This is a genomic window from Caulobacter sp. Root655, assembly GCF_001427665.1.
GTDB lineage: Bacteria > Pseudomonadota > Alphaproteobacteria > Caulobacterales > Caulobacteraceae > Caulobacter.
The window spans coordinates 18,758-35,597 of the sequence record NZ_LMHC01000007.1 but is presented as its reverse complement, the minus strand read 5'-3'; the positions used below and the strand labels follow the sequence as shown (position 1 = coordinate 35,597).

12 protein-coding genes and 1 pseudogene are annotated in these 16,840 nt (G+C 68.4%); 4 read left to right on the top strand and 9 right to left on the bottom strand.

The features are described from left to right. Positions 1–100: 100 nt before the first annotated feature. The 9 genes and pseudogenes from ASD79_RS08150 to ASD79_RS08115 form a co-directional block, all read right to left on the bottom strand. The gene (locus ASD79_RS08150) at positions 101–1,219 is read right to left on the bottom strand and encodes an acyltransferase family protein (protein ID WP_056720539.1); all 1,119 of its coding nucleotides are present in this window, start codon (positions 1,217–1,219) and stop codon (positions 101–103) included. Then, on the bottom strand, positions 1,216–3,546 hold the full coding sequence (locus ASD79_RS08145) for an alpha-N-acetylglucosaminidase (protein ID WP_056720538.1): 2,331 nt from the start codon (positions 3,544–3,546) through the stop codon (positions 1,216–1,218). The genes ASD79_RS08150 and ASD79_RS08145 overlap by 4 nt, the downstream gene beginning before the upstream one ends. A 104-nt stretch (positions 3,547–3,650) precedes the next feature. Continuing rightward, on the bottom strand, positions 3,651–5,153 hold the full coding sequence (locus ASD79_RS08140) for a CoA-acylating methylmalonate-semialdehyde dehydrogenase (protein WP_162252345.1): 1,503 nt from the start codon (positions 5,151–5,153) through the stop codon (positions 3,651–3,653). Positions 5,154–5,233: 80 nt separating this feature from the next. Next, entirely contained in the window at positions 5,234–6,040 is an 807-nt protein-coding gene (gene iolB / locus ASD79_RS08135) for a 5-deoxy-glucuronate isomerase (RefSeq protein ID WP_056720537.1), read from the bottom strand. Between the two features lie 18 nt (positions 6,041–6,058). Beyond that, positions 6,059–6,164 (bottom strand): annotated as a pseudogene (locus tag ASD79_RS24570) (hypothetical protein); the annotation flags it as partial. A gap of 33 nt (positions 6,165–6,197) precedes the next feature. Further along, a complete protein-coding gene (gene iolE / locus ASD79_RS08130; RefSeq protein ID WP_056720536.1) occupies positions 6,198–7,097 on the bottom strand; it encodes a myo-inosose-2 dehydratase in 900 nt (299 codons plus the stop codon). Between the two features lie 4 nt (positions 7,098–7,101). Then, the gene (iolD, locus tag ASD79_RS08125) at positions 7,102–8,949 is read right to left on the bottom strand and encodes a 3D-(3,5/4)-trihydroxycyclohexane-1,2-dione acylhydrolase (decyclizing) (RefSeq protein WP_056720535.1); all 1,848 of its coding nucleotides are present in this window, start codon (positions 8,947–8,949) and stop codon (positions 7,102–7,104) included. Continuing rightward, on the bottom strand, positions 8,949–10,874 hold the full coding sequence (gene iolC / locus ASD79_RS08120) for a 5-dehydro-2-deoxygluconokinase (protein ID WP_056720534.1): 1,926 nt from the start codon (positions 10,872–10,874) through the stop codon (positions 8,949–8,951). Before iolC ends, iolD begins: the two co-directional genes overlap by 1 nt. 116 nt (positions 10,875–10,990) lie before the next feature. After that, on the bottom strand, positions 10,991–11,869 hold the full coding sequence (locus tag ASD79_RS08115) for a MurR/RpiR family transcriptional regulator (RefSeq protein WP_056720533.1): 879 nt from the start codon (positions 11,867–11,869) through the stop codon (positions 10,991–10,993). Between the two features lie 205 nt (positions 11,870–12,074). Between ASD79_RS08115 and iolG the strand changes: the two genes are divergently transcribed. From iolG to ASD79_RS08095, 4 genes are all read left to right on the top strand, one after another. Then, positions 12,075–13,061, top strand: a complete 987-nt coding sequence (gene iolG / locus ASD79_RS08110) for an inositol 2-dehydrogenase (protein ID WP_056720532.1) — start codon at positions 12,075–12,077, stop codon at positions 13,059–13,061. A 204-nt stretch (positions 13,062–13,265) separates the two neighbouring features. Then, positions 13,266–14,249, top strand: coding sequence for a sugar ABC transporter substrate-binding protein (locus tag ASD79_RS08105; RefSeq protein WP_056720531.1), 984 nt, complete (start codon positions 13,266–13,268; stop codon positions 14,247–14,249). 20 nt (positions 14,250–14,269) lie between these two features. Then, positions 14,270–15,817: a sugar ABC transporter ATP-binding protein gene (locus ASD79_RS08100; protein ID WP_056720530.1), complete on the top strand. Its 1,548-nt coding sequence runs from the start codon at positions 14,270–14,272 to the stop codon at positions 15,815–15,817. After that, positions 15,814–16,833 (top strand): ABC transporter permease, encoded by a 1,020-nt coding sequence (locus tag ASD79_RS08095; RefSeq protein ID WP_082584849.1) that lies wholly within the window; start codon positions 15,814–15,816, stop codon positions 16,831–16,833. The genes ASD79_RS08100 and ASD79_RS08095 overlap by 4 nt, the downstream gene beginning before the upstream one ends. Positions 16,834–16,840 lie beyond the last annotated feature (7 nt).

Below are 16,840 nucleotides of genomic sequence, written 5' to 3'. Positions count from 1 at the left end.
AACGGATGTCTCGACGAGGCTGTTCCCTCGAATGTGAGTGCGATCCGGCCCAGAAGCTGTACCGGAGTGGCGCGCCCTGTCGGACATGGGTGCGAACCTTCTACAGCTTCACGACGATGCGGCGGCGATCCATGACGTAGCCCAGCAGCCAGCAGACCAGCATGTAGCCTATCGCGCATAGCAGCGAGCCCAGCGCGCCCGGCGCCAGCGCCTGGAACACGTGGACCCCAATCCACGCGTAGAGCCCCCTGCCCGGCGCGACTTCGACCATGCCCAACACGGTCACGAAGAGCTCGGAGAACAGGTAGATCACCAGCGGATTGAGGCCGAACACCTGGAAGAAGCGTATCGCCGCATTGGGCTTGCGGCCTTCCAACACCGCGATCAGGGCCGCCAGCAACACCAGGTCCAGGCCGACGGTCAGCAGGACGAAGCTGCTGGTCCACAGTTTCTTGGCGATCGGAAAGACCAGCCCCCAGGCAAGACCGCCGGCGATCAGGGCCAGGCCGGTCAGGGCCATGCCGATCGTGGCCCGGCGAGCGTCGGACGTCTCCTTCAGAAAGCGCGCGGCGAGATAGCCGGCCAGCACGTTGACCGTCGACGGCAAGGTTCCCAACAGACCTTCGGGATCGAAGCCGCCGTCCTTGCGATAAAGGTGATTCTTGCCCAGCAGCCAGAGATCCAAATGGGTTCCCGCGTTGCCCAGCTTGGACAATGGAGCGACCGGATCGCCGAAGGCCAGCAGGATCGCCCAGTAGCCCAGCAGCAGCACGACCGACAGGACGACGATCAGGCGTGGCGACAGCCAGCGCGCGGCGAAGGCGGCGAGCGCGTAGCAAAGGGCGATGCGCTGCAGGACGCCCATCACCCGCGTGTCCGCGAACGGGATCAGCGTCCAGTGCCCGTCCAGCTTCCGGACGAACGGGAACCAGTACATCAGGAAGCCGAGCAGGAAGATCAGCGCCGCGCGCCGCAGCACCTTCGACATGAAATCCCCCGTCGGGATCGGCCGCGAGAAGGCGAAGGCCATCGAGCAGCCGACCGCGAACAGGAACGACGGGAACACCGCGTCCGCCGCGGTGAACCCAAACCAAGGGGCATGGACCATCGGGGCGTAGGCCTCGGCGCCTGGCCCCGCCGTGTTGACGACGATCATCAGGCAGACCGTCAGGCCCCGGAAGACATCCAGGGACAGGAAACGTGGAGCGGGGGTAGTCAACCGTTCTTCTCCCGGGCTTGATCCAGGCGCGCGATCAGGACCTTGACCCCGCCGACAGGGTCGGCGGGTCGCTGGCGGCGATAGACGACATCCGCCGCGACCCAGGCACGCTCCCAGGCGACGCCGTCGCGAGTGACAGCGGCCTCGTCGAAGGCCCCTGCCCCCGCCGCCTTCAGCGCGTCGAGGAACCGCGACCAGCGCGGCAGGTAGAAGTCGCGATAGAGCCCCTGCCAGGCCTTGGACGCATAGTCGTTGAGATTGCCCTCGCCGCCCCAGACGGTGACCTGAGCCTTGGCGTTGGCGACATAGGCGGCAGCGTCCGCCGGCGTATCGCCGTAAGCCTTGGCGTCGTCGATCCAGGTCGCCAGGGTCTCGGGCTGGACGCCCAGCAGCGCGTCGATCGCCAAGGCCAATGCCTCGACCTCACCGCGCGACCGGTCGCCGGCGACAAGGTCGCCCCGGCGATAGGCGGCCACGGCGGCCTGCAGTTGGCCGTCGATCTCCAGGCTGGCCAGGTGTCGGGCCGCGTCGACGAGGTCCAGCACGAACAAGGGCTGGTCAACGAAGGCGGCCCCCTGGGCGGCTAGCGCGCGGACAGCCGCGTCCAACTTGGCGCGATCACCAGGATGACCCGGGAACTCGCCGATCGTCGCCGTCGGCCGCTTGAAGAACAGATAGGCGCCGGCCTTGCTCTTCCACCAGCGCGGCGACCAGTAGCGGGTCGAATAGGCCGCCTGAACCAGCAGCGCCATGGCCGCATCGAGTTCGGGCGTGGTCCGGCCGTAGCGCGCGCGCGCATAGGTCCCGAGCCAGGCCGGCAGCGACGGCTGTCCCGCGCCCCAGGCCAGGTCGTAGACGGCCTCGTAGACGATCGAATTGTTGTGCAGCCCCTCGGGGAACATCCCGAAGCCCGCCAGCTTGCCGGCGTCGGGATTGCCCGCGATGCCCGCCAGGTCGCGACGGTAGTAGTCGAGGTCGCCGTAGACCGGGTTGCTGCCCCCATAATTATGCACGTAGCCGTAGATCCATGGCTTGCCGCCAAAGGCCTTGGCGTTGCGCCAGACGTCCGGATACCGATCGTTGCCAATGTCGAGGATCATCAGTTTGTCGTCGGGGACGAGGCTAAGATAGGCCGAGATCGCCGACGGCTCCCAGAAGTGGGAGTCCGCGCCGAACAGCCAGCCCTGCATCACCCAGACCGCGTCGGGCCGGGTTTGCCGGATCGAGTCGTAGATGGCCTTGCCATAGGCGGCCAGGCGCTGGGCCTTGGTGGCGGGGTCGACCTCGACCTTGGTCTTGGTCCCCGCCGTGTTGGCCACGCCGTCGCCATACGCGGCGTCGCGCGCGTCCGCGCCGTCGGCGCTGATCGGCGGCAGCATCTCGTTGAACGAGTCGGCCAGGTAGTGGGCCCCCGCCCCGTAGGTCTGGGTATAGAGCGCCAGGAAGCGGCCGGCGATCTTCGCGAACAGCGGGTCGGCCGGATCCAGCCAGTAGGTTTCGTGAAACCCCTCCCATGGCCGCATGCGGTAGATACGGGCCTTCGGGTGTTTCCGAGCAAAGGCCTTGGGCACGTAGCCGCCGAAGGCCGGCAGGATCGGGGTCATGCCCAGCGCCCGCATCCTTCCCAGGATCCGGACCTGCAGGTCCTTCTTCTTGTCGATCCAGTTCGCGGGCAGAGGCGCGCGGTAGGCCTCGATATTGCCCATGCGCTGCCAGGGCGTGAAGGCGGGCCCGGAGAAATAGTCGGCCAGTTCGGTCTCGCTCAGACCAAGCTCGCGCCACAACGCGCGCCAGACATGGTCCTGACCTTCCATGGCCAGCGGCATGTCGACGCCGTGAACCGCCATCCAGTCGATCTCGCGGCTCCAGCGGTCCCACCCCCACCAGGGTGTGGTGTAGCCGTAGGTGCAGGTGTTGAGGTAGGCGCGATGGGTGAAGAGACTGATGACCGGTCCGGTGTCGGCGTCGGGAAACCGCGCCGGCAGGGCAATGCGGTCACCTTCCCAGCTGACGGAAGCCGCCCCGGCCTGCTTCAGATAGGCGTAGGCGCCGCGGGCCAAGGCCACCGGCGTGTCCCCCGTGATCATCACCCTGCCGCCCCGCGCCTGCACATTGTACCAGGGCTTGCCCGCCGGCCTCGCGGACGGGACGAGGGTTAGGGCGATGCCCGCCGCCCGCGCCCCGAGCCGGCGCGCCAGCACGCCTTGGGCCGCCTCGACTCCCCTCGCCTCGTCCGCCGTCGCCGCGGCGAAGGATGGCGTCGCGGCCGCGGCCAGGGCGGCCACGGCTTGCTTCAGGGTTTGGCGACGCGAGGGCCTGGAGGACATCGGAACCTGCTCGTGAGGACGTCAAATGAATGAAATCCGGCGACCGCTCGGCGGCCTGAAGGCGCCAGTCGGGCGACGGCGCTTGGCGCCGCACGCCCGGCTCGTCACCGCATGGTGGGGATGACGAAGCTCTGGTCCAGCACCGCCCCGCCCTTGGGCCAGCGCTGGGTGACGGTCTTGGTGCGGGTGTAGAACCGCACCCCGTCCATGCCGTACTGGTTGAGATCGCCGAAGCCCGAGCGCTTCCAGCCGCCGAAACTGTGATAGGCGACCGGCACCGGGATCGGCACGTTAATTCCGATCATCCCGACCTCGACCTGGTCGGCGAACTCGCGGGCGGCGTCGCCGTTGCGCGTGAAGATCGCCACGCCGTTGCCGTACTGGTGGCGCGAGGCCAGGGCGACGCCCTCCTCCAGGCTCTCGGCGCGCACGATCTGCAACACCGGCCCGAAGATCTCATCCTTGTAGGAGGTCATGCCCGGCTTGACATGGTCGAACAGGGTCGGACCGACGAAGAAGCCGTCCTCGTGGCCCTGCAGGCTGAACCCCCGGCCATCGACCACCAGTTCGGCCCCCTCGTCGACGCCCATCTGGATGTAGCTTTCGATCCGCGCCTTGTGGGCGGCGCTAACCACCGGGCCGTAGTGGGCGTCCTTGTCGGTGCTGATCCCGACGCGAAGCCCGCCGATCGCCGCGACCAGCTTCTCGCGCAGGGCGATGGCGGTCTTCTCGCCGACCGGGGTGACCACCGGCAGGGCCATGCAGCGCTCGCCGGCCGAGCCGTAGGCCGCGCCGACGATGTCGGCCACCGCCTGGTCGAGGTCGGCGTCGGGCAGCACGACGCCGTGGTTCTTGGCCCCGCCCATGGCCTGCACCCGCTTGCCGTTGGCGCCGGCCCGCGAGAACACCGATTGGGCGATGTCGGACGAGCCGACGAAGCTGACGGCCTTGACGGTCGGGTGGTCGAGTATGGCCTCGACGCAGTCCTTGTCGCCGTGCACGACGTTGAGGATTCCCGGCGGCAGGCCGGCCTCGATCATCAGTTCGGCCAGGCGCACGGGCGCCGACGGGTCGCGTTCCGACGGCTTGAGGATGAAGGCGTTGCCGCAGGCGATGGCCGGCCCCATCATCCACATCGGGATCATGGCCGGGAAGTTGAACGGAGTGATCCCCGCCACCACGCCAAGAGGCTGGCGCATCGAATAGACGTCGATCCCCGGCCCGGCGCCCTGGGTGTATTCGCCCTTCAGCAAGTGTGGAATCCCGCAGGCGAACTCGATCACCTCCAGGCCGCGCATTATATCGCCCTTGCTGTCGGCGATGACCTTGCCGTGCTCGGACGACAGCAGGTGAGCCAGCTCGTCCATGTTGGCGTTGAGCAGGCGCACGAACTCGAACATCACCCGCGCCCGGCGCTGGGGATTGGTCGCGGCCCAGGCCGGTTGGGCGGCGGCGGCGTTGGCGATCGCCGCGTCGAGCTCGCCGGCCGAAGCCAGGGCCACGCGGGCCTGCACCCGGCCGGTGTTGGGATCGAAGACGTCGCCGAAGCGGCCAGACCTGCCCTCGACAGCGCGACCGCCGACGAAGTGGGGAATAGTGCGCATCACGCGCTCCTTCATGAGCATTTTCGAGCGAGGTGGATGCCGGTTCGCGTGAAGAAAATGCGTTAGAACAAAGATCTAAATGACTAGGCCTTGCGGGCGATCCAGTCGTGGGCCGGGTCGTTGCGGAAGATCCACTTGCGGTGCGGGCCGGCCATGACGTTGAGGTAGTAGAGGTCGTAGCCGTGCGGGGCCCCGACCGGGTGGTAGCCGCGCGGCACCATCACCACGTCGCCGTCCTGGACGCAGACCGTCTCGTCCAGGCTGCGGTCGTCGGTGTAGACGCGCTGGAAAGCGAAGCCCTGCGGCGGGTCCAGGCGGTGATAATAGGTCTCCTCCAGCGCGGTCTCCTCGCCGTCGGCCGCCGTATCGTGCTTGTGCGGCGGATAGCTGGACCAGTGGCCGCCGGGGGTGATCACCTCGACCACCAGCAGGCCGTCGGCCGGAGCGGTCTCGGGCAGGATGTTGCGGACGTGGCGGACATTGGTCCCCTGCCCCCTCACCTCCCGGGGCATGTCGCCGGCCGCGATCAGGCGAGGTTCGTGGCCGGGCTTGCCCGGGGCCGAGCACAGGGCCAGCTCCACGGCGGTGACCGCCGTGACGCTGAAGGCCGCGCCGGCCGGGGCGTAGACCGCGCCGGGAGCGGCGTCCTCGAACACACTGGCCCGGCCGCCGATCGCGCCGAAGTCCTGGCCGCCGACCGTGACCGAGGCCTTGCCGCACATCACCACCAGGCAGGTCTCGCGATCGACCTCGCCGCCGCCCAGCGACTGGCCGGGCTCCAGCTTGACGACCTTGAAGCCGACGTGGGTCCAGCCGGCGCTCTGGGGCGTGACCTCGAGCACGGCGCCCGAGGCATCCGGCGCGTGGGGGCGCACAAGGAGAGGACTCATCGCGGCCTCCCCGTCGTTGTCATCCCGGAAGCCTCGCAGAGGCTGTCCGGGACCCAGGGGCCGGCGCTTCGTGGTCGCCCCTGGGTCCCGGCTCTCCGCGCTACGCGCTCCGGCCGGGATGACAACCTTTGGGGACCGGTCATGTGAACACCCATGATCACGCCGCCTTCAGGCCGGCCGCCGCGGCCTCGCGCTTCAGCGTCGCCAGACCGATCTCGCCGTACTCGCGGGGATTGGCGATGGCCGGGTCCTGCTCGGCCTCGACGATGATCCAGCCCGAATAGCCGATCTCGGCCAGGGCCCGCATCACCGCCGCATAGTCGAGATAGCCGTCGCCGGGCACGGTGAACATGCCGGCCAGCACGCCGTCCAGGAAGCTGCCGCCCTGGTCGGAGATCACCTTGCGGAAGACCTCGCCGCGAATGTCCTTGCAGTGCACGTGGGCGATGCGGTGCGGATAGCTTCGGATCATCGCCACGGGATCCAGCCCGCCCAGCGCCGCGTGACCCGTGTCGACCGTCAGACCCACCGACGAACCCGTATTGGCCAGGAACGCTTCCAGATCCTCGGGCCGCTCGACCACGGTGCCCAGGTGATGGTGGTAGGCGAACTTCAGCCCCTGGGACTGGATATAGTCGGCCACCCTGGTCAGGCGGGCGCCGAATTCCTTCCATCCCTCGGCGTCGAGGCGCGGGGTGGCCGACAGGGCCTTGGACTTGTCACCGTGGATGGCGTTGCTGGTCTCGGCATGGACGAAGACGGTGCTGCCCATGGCCTTCAGCAGGGCCAGGTGCTTCTGCAGCGCCGCGATCTCGTCGTCGGCCGACTGGACCAGCAGGTTGCCGCTGTGCCAGCCGCCGACCAGGTCGAGGCCGTAGCGGGCCAGCAGCGGCTTCAGCACCGCCGGGTCGCGAGGGAACACCCCGCCCAGCTCGACGCCGGCGAAGCCGATGGCCTGGCAATCGGCCAGCACGCTCTCCAGCGGGGTGTCGCCGCCCAGCTCGGGCATGTCGTCGTTGATCCAGGCGATGGGACTCACGCCGAAACGGATGGCCATGACGTCAGTCTCCCGTACGCTGTTGCTTGATTTTGTTTTCGTAGTCGGCCCGCGCCGCGTTGACCGTCGGACGCACCGACACCTCGGGCGCCGCCACGTCCCACCAGGCGCCGCCCTCTTCCGTGGTCGACATCGGGTCGGTGTCGATGACCACGACATAGGTCCGGTCGCTGGCCTTGGCGCGTTGCAGCGCCGCCTCCAGTTCCACGAGGCTTCGGACCTTCTCCGACCGCGCGCCGAGGCTGGCGGCATGGGCGGCGAAGTCGATGTCGGGCAGGGTCTGGTGGACCGTATCGGCCAGAAGGTTGTTGAACGGCGCGCCGCCGGTCGCGGCCTGCAGACGGTTGATGCAGCCATAGCCCCGGTTGTCGAGGACGGTGACGATCAGCTTGGTCCCGAGCATCACCGAGGTGGCCAGTTCGGAGTTGAGCATCAGGTAGCTGCCGTCGCCGACCATCACATGGACCTCGCGGTCCGGCGCGGCCATCTTGACGCCCACGGCGCCGGCGATCTCGTAGCCCATGCACGAGAAACCGTATTCGACGTGATAGCCGCCGGGCTGTTTCGTGCGCCAAAGCTTGTGCAGTTCGCCTGGCAGCCCGCCGGCCGCGCAGACCACCACCGCGTCATCGGACGCCGACCGCGACACCGCGCCCAGCACCTGGGCGTCGGTCGGCAAGGGCCGGTCGTCGAGCGCCGTGGCGGCGTCGAAGGCGGCGTTCCAACCGGCGATGCGGCCAGTGGCCTCGTCGGCCCAGGCGGCGGGCGCCTTCCAGTCGGCCAGGCGCTCGGCCAGGGCCGCGATCACCGCCCCGGCGTCGCCGACCACGCTGACGGCGCCATGTTTGTGGGCGTCGTGAACAGCGACATTGACCTGGACCAGCTTGCGGCCCGGCGCGCCGAACAGCGCCCGCGAACCGGTGGTGAAGTCCTGCAGCCGCGTGCCGATCCCGACGATCAGGTCGGCGGCCTCGGCGGCGGCGTTGGCGGCCGCACTGCCGGTGACGCCGACGCTGCCCAGGTTGCACGGGTGATCCCAGGCCAGGGAACCCTTGCCGCCCTGCGTCTCGGCGACCGGCGCGCCGGTGTCGCTGGCCAGAGCCGCCAGCGCCGCCTCGGCGCGGGCGTAGAGCACCCCGCCTCCGGCCACGATCAGCGGCGCCTTGGCCGCCCGGATCAGGCCGACGAGGTCATCCAGCTCGCGCGGGTCGGGCTGGGGCGCGCGAATACGCCAGACCCGCCTGGCGAAGAAGCCTTCCGGATAGTCGAAGGCTTCGGCCTGGACGTCCTGGCAGAAGGCCAGGGTCGCCGGGCCGCAGGAGGCCGGGTCGAGCATGGTCGCCAGGGCGCGCGGCAGGCAGTCGAGAATTTGCTCGGGCCGCATGATGCGGTCGAAATAGCGCGACACTGGCCTGAAGCAGTCGTTGGCGCTGATCGTCCCGTCGCCGAAGTCCTCCACCTGCTGCAAGACCGGATCCGGGCGTCGGCTGGCATAGACGTCGCCGGGCAGGAACAGCACCGGCAGGCGGTTGACGTGGGCCAGGGCGGCGGCGGTGACCATGTTGGTCGCGCCGGGGCCGATCGAGCTGGTGCAGACCATGGCCCGCTCGCGCCGCGACTGTTTGGCGAAGGCGATGGCCGCGTGGGCCATGCCCTGTTCGTTGTGGGCGCGCCAGGTCGGCAGCACGTCGCGGACGCCGTGCAGGGCCTCGCCCAGGCCGGCGACATTGCCGTGGCCGAAGATCGCCCAGACCCCGGCGAAATACGGAACCTCGCCGCGCGCGGTCTCGACATATTGCTGGCTCAACCAGCGGACGGTCGCCTGGGCGGCGGTGAGACGGATGGCGGCCATTACGCGGCCCTCTTTCCAGCAGCGCGGGCCCGGCGCCAGGCCTCGACCAGCACGGTGAACTTGCCGGCCAGGGCCGTCACGGCCGCGTCGTCATCGATGCGGTCGCTCAGCCAGTCCCGGGCGACGTCGTAGAAGATGGTGCGCCCCACGGCGAAGCCCTTGACGATCGCGAAGGGCGCGGCGACCTCGAACGAGGCCAGCAGCTCGGCCTCCGGCGCCGACAGGCCCAGCAGCACCACGCCCCGGCACAGCGGATCATTCTCGTTGACCGCGATCTCGATCTCGCGCCAGGCGGCGGGGTCGGAGACGGGCTCCAGCTTCCACCAGTCGGGCCGCACGCCGACGGCGTAGAGGCGACGGATGGCGCGGGCCACGGTGCGGCTGTCGCTATCCATGCCCTGGGGCAGGATCACCTCGACCAGCAGTTCGTGGCGGGTCTTGCGGCAGGCGTCGAACAGCCGGAGCAGTTGGCGCTCCTGCTGCTCGCGCAGCGCGACCTCGTCGTCGGGATGATAGAAGACCAGGCACTTGACCACGTGGTTCAGCGGCCATTCGGTCAGCTCCGTCCCCACGTCGGCCGAGCTCTCGAACTGCAACGGCCGCGACCTGGGCAGCTCGATCGGACGGCCGATCCAGTAGGGCCGGTCAGCAGCCTGGGCCAGGGCGTCGAAGCCGAACCGACCGTCCAGCAGCACGCCAAATCGGTGGTCACCGCCGGCCACCGTCTCGACGGCGCGCAGGGCCAGGGTCTTGAAGCGCGGAATGCGGGCGGCGTCGGCGCCGGTCTCGGCGATCAGGTCCTCGAACTGGCTGCGGTGATCCATGGCCAGAACGGTCAGTTCCTCCTGCACGCCCTCGCGCGTGGTGGCCCAATGGGTGTGCTCGAGGTCCTTGTCCTCGCGCAGGCGGAATGGCCGCTCACGCTCGCCCAGGAACTGCTCCAGCTCGATCCAGGTCGGCATGGCCGGGGCGCAGCCGTGGCGCGACACGACGATGGCTCCACAGGCGTTGCCCCACTCGCAGCTGGTCTCGATGGCTTCGCCGCGCAGCCAGCCGCGCAGGAAGCCGGCCATGAAGGCGTCCCCCGCCCCCAGCACGTTGAACACCTCGACCTTGAAGCCGCGGGCGCTGACGCCCTCGTCGAGCGCGTCGGGCACCGCGCCCGGGAAGGCGACGCAACCGTCCGGGCCGCGCTTGCAAACCAGCAGCGCATCGGTGCGTTCGCGGATGGCGCGCAGGGCGGTGACGGTGTCGGTCGCGCCGCCCAGGATGTGGATCTCCTCCTCGGTGCCGACGATCAGGTCGCAAAGGGTCAGGACCTCCTGCAGCTTGCGGGTGACGTCCTGGTTCTCGACGAAGCGGTTCTCGCCGGCGTCCTTGCCGGTCAGGCCCCACAGCACCGGGCGGTAGTCGATGTCGAAAGCCACCCGGCCGCCCGTCGCCTTGACCGCCTTGGCGGCCTTCAGGCTGGCGGCGTAGACGCCGGGCTGGGAAAGGTGCGTGCCGTTGATCAGCACCGCGCCCGCCGAGGCCAGCCACGCCGGATCGACGTCGCCCTCCTCCAGCGCCATGTCGGCGCAATTCTCGCGGTAGAAGATCAGCGGAAAGGTGTCGCGGTCGCGGATGCCCAGGATCACCAGGGCGGTCAGCCGCTCGGGGTCGGTCAGCACCCCCGCCACGTCGACGCCCTCGCGAGCCAGCTGCTCGCGGATGAAGCGGCCCATGTGGTCAGCCCCGACCCGGGTCAGCAGGCCGGTCTTCAGGCCCAGGCGGGCCCCGCCCGAGGCGGTGTTGGTCGGGCTGCCGCCCAGGTACTTGGCGAACGACCCCATGTCCTCCAGCCGACCGCCGATCTGCTGACCGTAGAGGTCGACCGAGGAGCGGCCGATGGCGATCAGATCAAGGGTCTTTGCGTCCTGCGCCATGCCGGTTCCACGCTACTGTCGGGCCAGCCTTCCCGCTGGCATTATGTAACGCATATTCCAAATTAGAAATTTTCGCAACGCGCATTTCATTTTCGGTCCGGACTGAATCGCGGGGTTCAACCGCTCTTGCGGCCCTTCCCTTTTGCCTTGTTGGACTCGAAGGCAAAGCCGATCACAAGGGCCTGGGCCAAGCAGATCGAGGCGGCCAGCGAGCGGAAGGTCCTCACCTCGGACTCGCGCACATGCAGGACCAGGCTGGCCGGCTTGGCGATCGGGCTGACCAGGCTGTCGCTGATGGAGAGCACCTTCGCGCTCCGCTCGACGGCCATCTCGACGGCTTGAACCGTCTCTTCGGCGTACGGGTGGTAGCTGACGGCGATCAGCAGATCCTTCGGCCCGATGGTTTGGACCTGTTGCCTGGTCAGGCCCGCCACGCCATCGATGAATAGGGTGCGTTTGTTCACCTGCTGCAGCGAATAGGCCAAGTACGAGGCCACCGGGAACGAGCGGCGGAAACCGACGACATAAACCGTCTCGGCCTCGTCGATCAGCTTCACGGCTTTGGACATGTCCTCTTCGCTGACGGTCTGGGCCAAGTTCTCCAAGGCCAGGGTATTGCCCTCGACGAACTCGGCCAACACCTCGGCGCCGCCGCCGTTGGGCTTTCTGGCCACCGCCTCGTTGAAGTGGCGCACGCGCTCGCCGTAACCCAGCCCCGTGTGAGCCGACAGCAGACCGTCGCGGAACAGCCGTTGCATCTGGCTGGCGCCGGGATAGCCGAAGGTTTTGGCGAAACGGACGATGGCCGAAGGTTGCACGCCGCACCGCTCGGAGATCACCGCCAGGGTTTCCAGCGCCATTCCGTTGGGCTCATCCAGCGCGTAGCGGGCGATCTGCTGCAGGCGCTTGCTGAGTGTTTCGTAACGATCGAGGATCGCCGCCCTCAGTTCGTCCGCGCTGGCCGGCGCATTCGCCGCCATGGTCTCTTCCGTCATCTGGGGCTCGACGATCCAAATTTAGAGTATCCATCCCGTGCCCGGACACCACGGTTCCGATCACGATCAGGAATTCCGCTTTAGCTATAGAGGGAATTTTTATTCCAAGCTACAGGAAGGCGAAATCGCGACCACCGCACGAGCTGGACGAGAGAGCAGCGATGGCCGCGCCGGCGCTCAATCCCTTGAGAGTACGAAGGTTCCCATGCACGACATCGCCATCCTGGGCGCGGGCCGCATCGGTCGCATCCACGCCAAGAACGTCGCCAACCAGCCGGGCCTGCGCCTGAAGCATGTCGTCGACCCCGTCGCCGCGGCGGCCGAGGACCTCGCCGCGGAGACGGGCGCGCAGGTCTCCGACCTCGACGCCGCATTGAACGATCCGTCCGTGGCCGGCGTCATCATCGCAAGCTCGACCGACACCCATCTCGACTACAGCCTGAAGGCCGTGGCGGCGGGCAAGGCCGTATTCTGCGAGAAGCCGATCGACCAAGACCTGGACCGCGCCCGCTCGGCCGCCGCGGCGTTGGGCGGTCGGGGCGTCAGGCTGTTCCTGGGCTTCAATCGTCGCTTCGACCCCAACTTCCAGGGCCTGAAGGCGCGCCTGGCCGCCGGCGTGGTCGGCGCCCTGGAGACGGTTCACATCACGAGCCACGACCCAGCCCCGCCGCCGGTCTCGTATGTCAAGGTGTCGGGCGGCCTGTTCAAGGACATGGCCATCCATGACTTCGACATGGCCCGCTGGCTGCTGGATGAACCGGTGACGGAGGTCTTCGCCACCGCCAGCTGCCTGGTGGATCCCGCGATCGGCGAGGCCGGCGACGTCGACACCGCCAAGATCCTGCTGCGCACCGCCTCGGGCAAGATCTGCGTTATCAGCAACAGCCGCCGCAGCGGCTACGGATACGACCAGCGCATCGAGGCGTTCGGCTCGAAGGGCTTGGTCCGCGCCGACAACGTCATGGAGAGCACGGTCTCGGTCTGGGGCAAGGGCGGCGTGGCCAGCGACGCGTTCCAGAACTTCTTCCTCGACCGCTATGCCGAGGCCTACCGCCGCGAGATGGAACATTTCGCGCAGATCGTTCGTGGCGAAACCCTCCCCTTGATCGGCTATGTCGATGGCGTTGAGGCCCTGGCCCTGGCCGAGGCGGCCGGCCAGTCGGCCAGGACGAGCCAGGTCGTGAGGCTGTAGCCTCCGAGCCGGGACGCGGCGTGACAGGCGAGGCGAGCGGACGCCTCTCGAAAAGCCTGCTCGCCCGCCGGTGTCGTCACGGCAAAAATGAAACGTTCTTTCCCCGATATTCTTGACATGGAATTTATCTTCCACTCTTGTGTCAGGCAACCAAGGCGATGCTCCGCATCCGATAACCATGCCATTAGAGAGTAGGGAAACGCCATGATCCGCCCCCTGACATCACGCCGACGCTTCCTTGGCCTGGTGTCGGGACTTGGGCTGACGGCGGTGGCCGGCGGCTTGCTTGGCGGATGCGCGCGCGGCGGCCAGAACGCCTCCGAAATCGTGGTCAGCTTCAACGACCTCTCCCAGCCCTTCTTCGTGGCCATGCGTCGCGAGCTCGAGGACGAGGCCACCAAGCTGGGCGTGAAGGTCCAGGTGATGGACGCCCAGAACAACTCCTCCAAGCAGATCGCCGACCTCGAGGCCGCCGCGGTGCAGGGCGCCAAGGTGGTGATCGTCGCCCCGACCGACTCCAAGGCCCTGGCCACCGCCGCCGACGAACTGGTCGAACAGGGCGTCGCGGTGATCTCGGTCGACCGCAACATCGCCGGCGCGAAGACGCCCGTGCCGCACGTCGGGGCCGACAACGTGGCCGGCGGCCGTGCGATGGCCGATTGGGTGGTCAAGACCTACCCCGCCGGCGCGCGCGTCGTGGTGATCACCAACGACCCCGGCAGCTCCAGCTCGATCGAGCGGGTCAAGGGCGTCCACGAGGGCCTCGCGGCCGGCGGCCCGGCGTTCAAGATCGTCACCGAGCAGACCGCCAACTCCAAGCGTGACCAGGCCCTGACCGTCACCCAGAACGTGCTGACCTCGATGCACGACACCCCACCCGACGTGATCCTGTGCCTGAACGACGACATGGCCATGGGTGCGCTGGAGGCCGTGCGCGCCGCCGGCTTCGGTCCGAACAAGATCAAGGTGCTGGGCTTCGACGCCATTCCCGAGGCCCTGGCCCGGATCAGGGCCGGCGAGATGGTGGCTTCGGTCGAGCAGAACCCCGGCCAGCAGATCCGCACCGCCCTTCGCCAGGCCGTGGCCAAGATCAAGACCGGCGCGGCGCCCAAGTCCGTCAGCCTCACCCCGATATTGATCACCAGCGCCAATCTCGCCGAGGCTTCACGCATATCCGAGGTGAAGTAGTCTCGGCGGCGGATGAAACGATGACTCTTCTGGATGTCAGCCAGGTCAGCAAGAGCTTTCCCGGCGTGCGCGCCCTCGACCAGGTCCGGATCGAGGTCGGGCGCGGCGAGATCCACGCCCTGCTGGGCGAGAACGGCGCGGGCAAGTCAACCCTGATCAAGATTCTCTCGGCGGCCCATGCGGCCGACGAAGGGGCGGTCACGTTCGACGGACAGCCGCTGGATCCGCGTGACACGCCCCTGCGCCGCCAGCAGCTGGGCATCGCGACGATCTACCAGGAATTCAATCTGTTCCCCGAGCTCAGCGTCGCCGAGAACATCTACCTGAGCCGCGAACCGAAGCGGCTGGGCCTGATCGACTGGCGGCGACTGCGCGCCGACGCCCAGGCTCTGCTGGGCGAACTGGGCCTGCCGCTCGATCCCGACGAGCCGGTCAGCCGCCTGACCGTGGCCGAGCAGCAGATGGTCGAGATCGCCAAGGCGATGACGCTGAACGCTCGGCTGATCATCATGGACGAGCCCACGGCGGCTCTCAGCAGCCGCGAGGTCGACCGCCTGCACGCCATCATCGCCGACCTGAAGGCGCGCGGCGTCAGTGTCATCTACGTCTCGCACCGCCTGACCGAAGTGAAGGCCATGTGCGACCGCTACACAGTGATGCGCGATGGCCGCTATGTGGCCAGCGGCGATGTGGCCGACGTCGAGGTCGATGACATGGTCCGGCTGATGGTCGGTCGCTCCGTCGAGTTCGTCCGCCGCGTCCGTTCGGGCCCGCCCGGCCCGGTCGTGCTGAAGGTCGAGGCCGTGACGCCCCGCCACCCTCGCCTGACCGCGCCTGACTATCTGAAGGACATTTCGCTGGAGGTGCGCGCCGGCGAGATCGTCGGCCTGGCCGGCCTGGTCGGGGCCGGCCGCACGGATCTCGCTCGCCTGATCTTCGGCGCCGACGCCCTGGCCTCGGGGGAGATCCGGCTGGACGACAAGCCGCTGAAGCTGAAGTCGCCGCGCGACGCGATCCGGGCCGGCGTCATGCTGGTGCCCGAGGACCGCAAGCAGCAGGGCTGTTTCCTGGACCATTCCATCCGCCACAATCTCAGCCTGCCCAGCCTCAAGCCCCTGAGCCGCCTGGGCCAGTGGGTCGACGAACGCGCCGAGCGCGACCTCGTCGAGATCTATCGCCAGAAGCTGCGGATCAAGATGGCCAGTCAGGAGACCCCGATCGGCAAGCTGTCGGGCGGCAACCAGCAGAAGGTGCTGCTGGGCCGCTCGATGGCCCTCGCCCCGCGCGTGCTGATCGTCGACGAGCCCACCCGCGGTATCGACATCGGCGCCAAGGCCGAGGTCCACCAGGTGCTGTCCGACCTGGCCGCCCAGGGCGTGGCCATCGTCGTCATCTCCTCGGAGCTGGCCGAGGTCATGGCCGTCAGCGATCGCATCATCGTCTTCCGCGAAGGCGCGATCGTCGCCAACCTCGAGGCCGAAACGGCCACTGAAGAAGGTCTGATGGCCTACATGGCGACGGGCGCCGGCCGGTCTTCGCCGTCAGGAATGGAACACCGTCCCGCATGACCGCCTCCCCGACGCTTTCCCCCGATCCGGCCGCCGAGCGGGCCGCTCCGCCGCCTGGTCGGCGCTTCAGCCTCCTGGCCTTCGCGCGCAAGCACCGGACAATCCTGTTCCTGCTGCTGCTGATCGCCGTGTTCGGCGCCGTCAACGAGCGCTTTCTGACCGTTCGCAACGCGCTGAACATTCTTAGCGAGGTGTCGATCTACGGGATCATCGCGGTCGGCATGACCTATGTGATCCTGATCGGCGGCATCGACGTGGCGGTGGGCTCGCTGCTGGCCTTCGCCTCGCTCGCGGCCGCCTATGTGGTGACGGCCGTGCTCGGCGCCTCGCCAGCCAGTTGGCTGATCGCCCTGGCCCTCTCCAGCCTGGTCGGCTTGGCCGGCGGCTACATCCACGGCAAGGCGGTCACCTGGCTGCATGTGCCAGCCTTCATCGTCACCCTGGGCGGCATGACCGTCTGGCGCGGCGCGACGCTGATCCTGAACGACGGCGGCCCGATCTCGGGCTTCGACGCCGCCTACCGCTGGTGGGGCACGGGCCACATCCTGTTCGTGCCGGTTCCAGTGGTGGTCTTCGCCCTGGTGGCCGCCGTGGGCCACCTGGTGCTGCGCTACACCCGCTACGGTCGGCAGGTCTATGCGGTCGGCGGCAACGCCGAGGCCGCCCGCCTGTCGGGCGTCAACGTCGATTTCATCGTGACCAGCGTCTACGCGGTGATCGGCGCCCTGGCCGGTCTGTCGGGCTTCCTGCTGTCGGCGCGCCTGGGTTCGGCCGAGGCCGTGGGCGGCACGGGCTACGAGCTGCGCGTCATCGCCTCGGTGGTGATCGGCGGGGCCAGCCTCACGGGCGGCTCCGGCGGCGTCGGCGGCACCATCCTGGGCGCCTTGCTGATCGGGGTGCTGTCGAACGGCCTCGTGATCATGCATGTGACCTCGTACTTCCAGCAGGTGGTGATCGGCCTGATCATCGTCGCCGCGGTGGCCTTCGACCACTACGCCCGCACCCACAAGGCCTGATCGAGAG

What these genes read in the sequence shown, in the direction of transcription:
- ASD79_RS08115 (WP_056720533.1), bottom strand. Translation starts at nt 11,869, where the DNA reads ATGACGGAAGAGACCATGGCGGCGAATGCGCCGGCCAGCGCGGACGAA.
- iolC (WP_056720534.1), bottom strand. Translation starts at nt 10,874, where the DNA reads ATGGCGCAGGACGCAAAGACCCTTGATCTGATCGCCATCGGCCGCTCC.
- ASD79_RS08105 (WP_056720531.1), top strand. Translation starts at nt 13,266, where the DNA reads ATGATCCGCCCCCTGACATCACGCCGACGCTTCCTTGGCCTGGTGTCG.
- ASD79_RS08100 (WP_056720530.1), top strand. Translation starts at nt 14,270, where the DNA reads ATGACTCTTCTGGATGTCAGCCAGGTCAGCAAGAGCTTTCCCGGCGTG.
- ASD79_RS08145 (WP_056720538.1), bottom strand. Translation starts at nt 3,546, where the DNA reads ATGTCCTCCAGGCCCTCGCGTCGCCAAACCCTGAAGCAAGCCGTGGCC.
- ASD79_RS08095 (WP_082584849.1), top strand. Translation starts at nt 15,814, where the DNA reads ATGACCGCCTCCCCGACGCTTTCCCCCGATCCGGCCGCCGAGCGGGCC.
- iolB (WP_056720537.1), bottom strand. Translation starts at nt 6,040, where the DNA reads ATGAGTCCTCTCCTTGTGCGCCCCCACGCGCCGGATGCCTCGGGCGCC.
- iolG (WP_056720532.1), top strand. Translation starts at nt 12,075, where the DNA reads ATGCACGACATCGCCATCCTGGGCGCGGGCCGCATCGGTCGCATCCAC.
- iolE (WP_056720536.1), bottom strand. Translation starts at nt 7,097, where the DNA reads ATGGCCATCCGTTTCGGCGTGAGTCCCATCGCCTGGATCAACGACGAC.
- iolD (WP_056720535.1), bottom strand. Translation starts at nt 8,949, where the DNA reads ATGGCCGCCATCCGTCTCACCGCCGCCCAGGCGACCGTCCGCTGGTTG.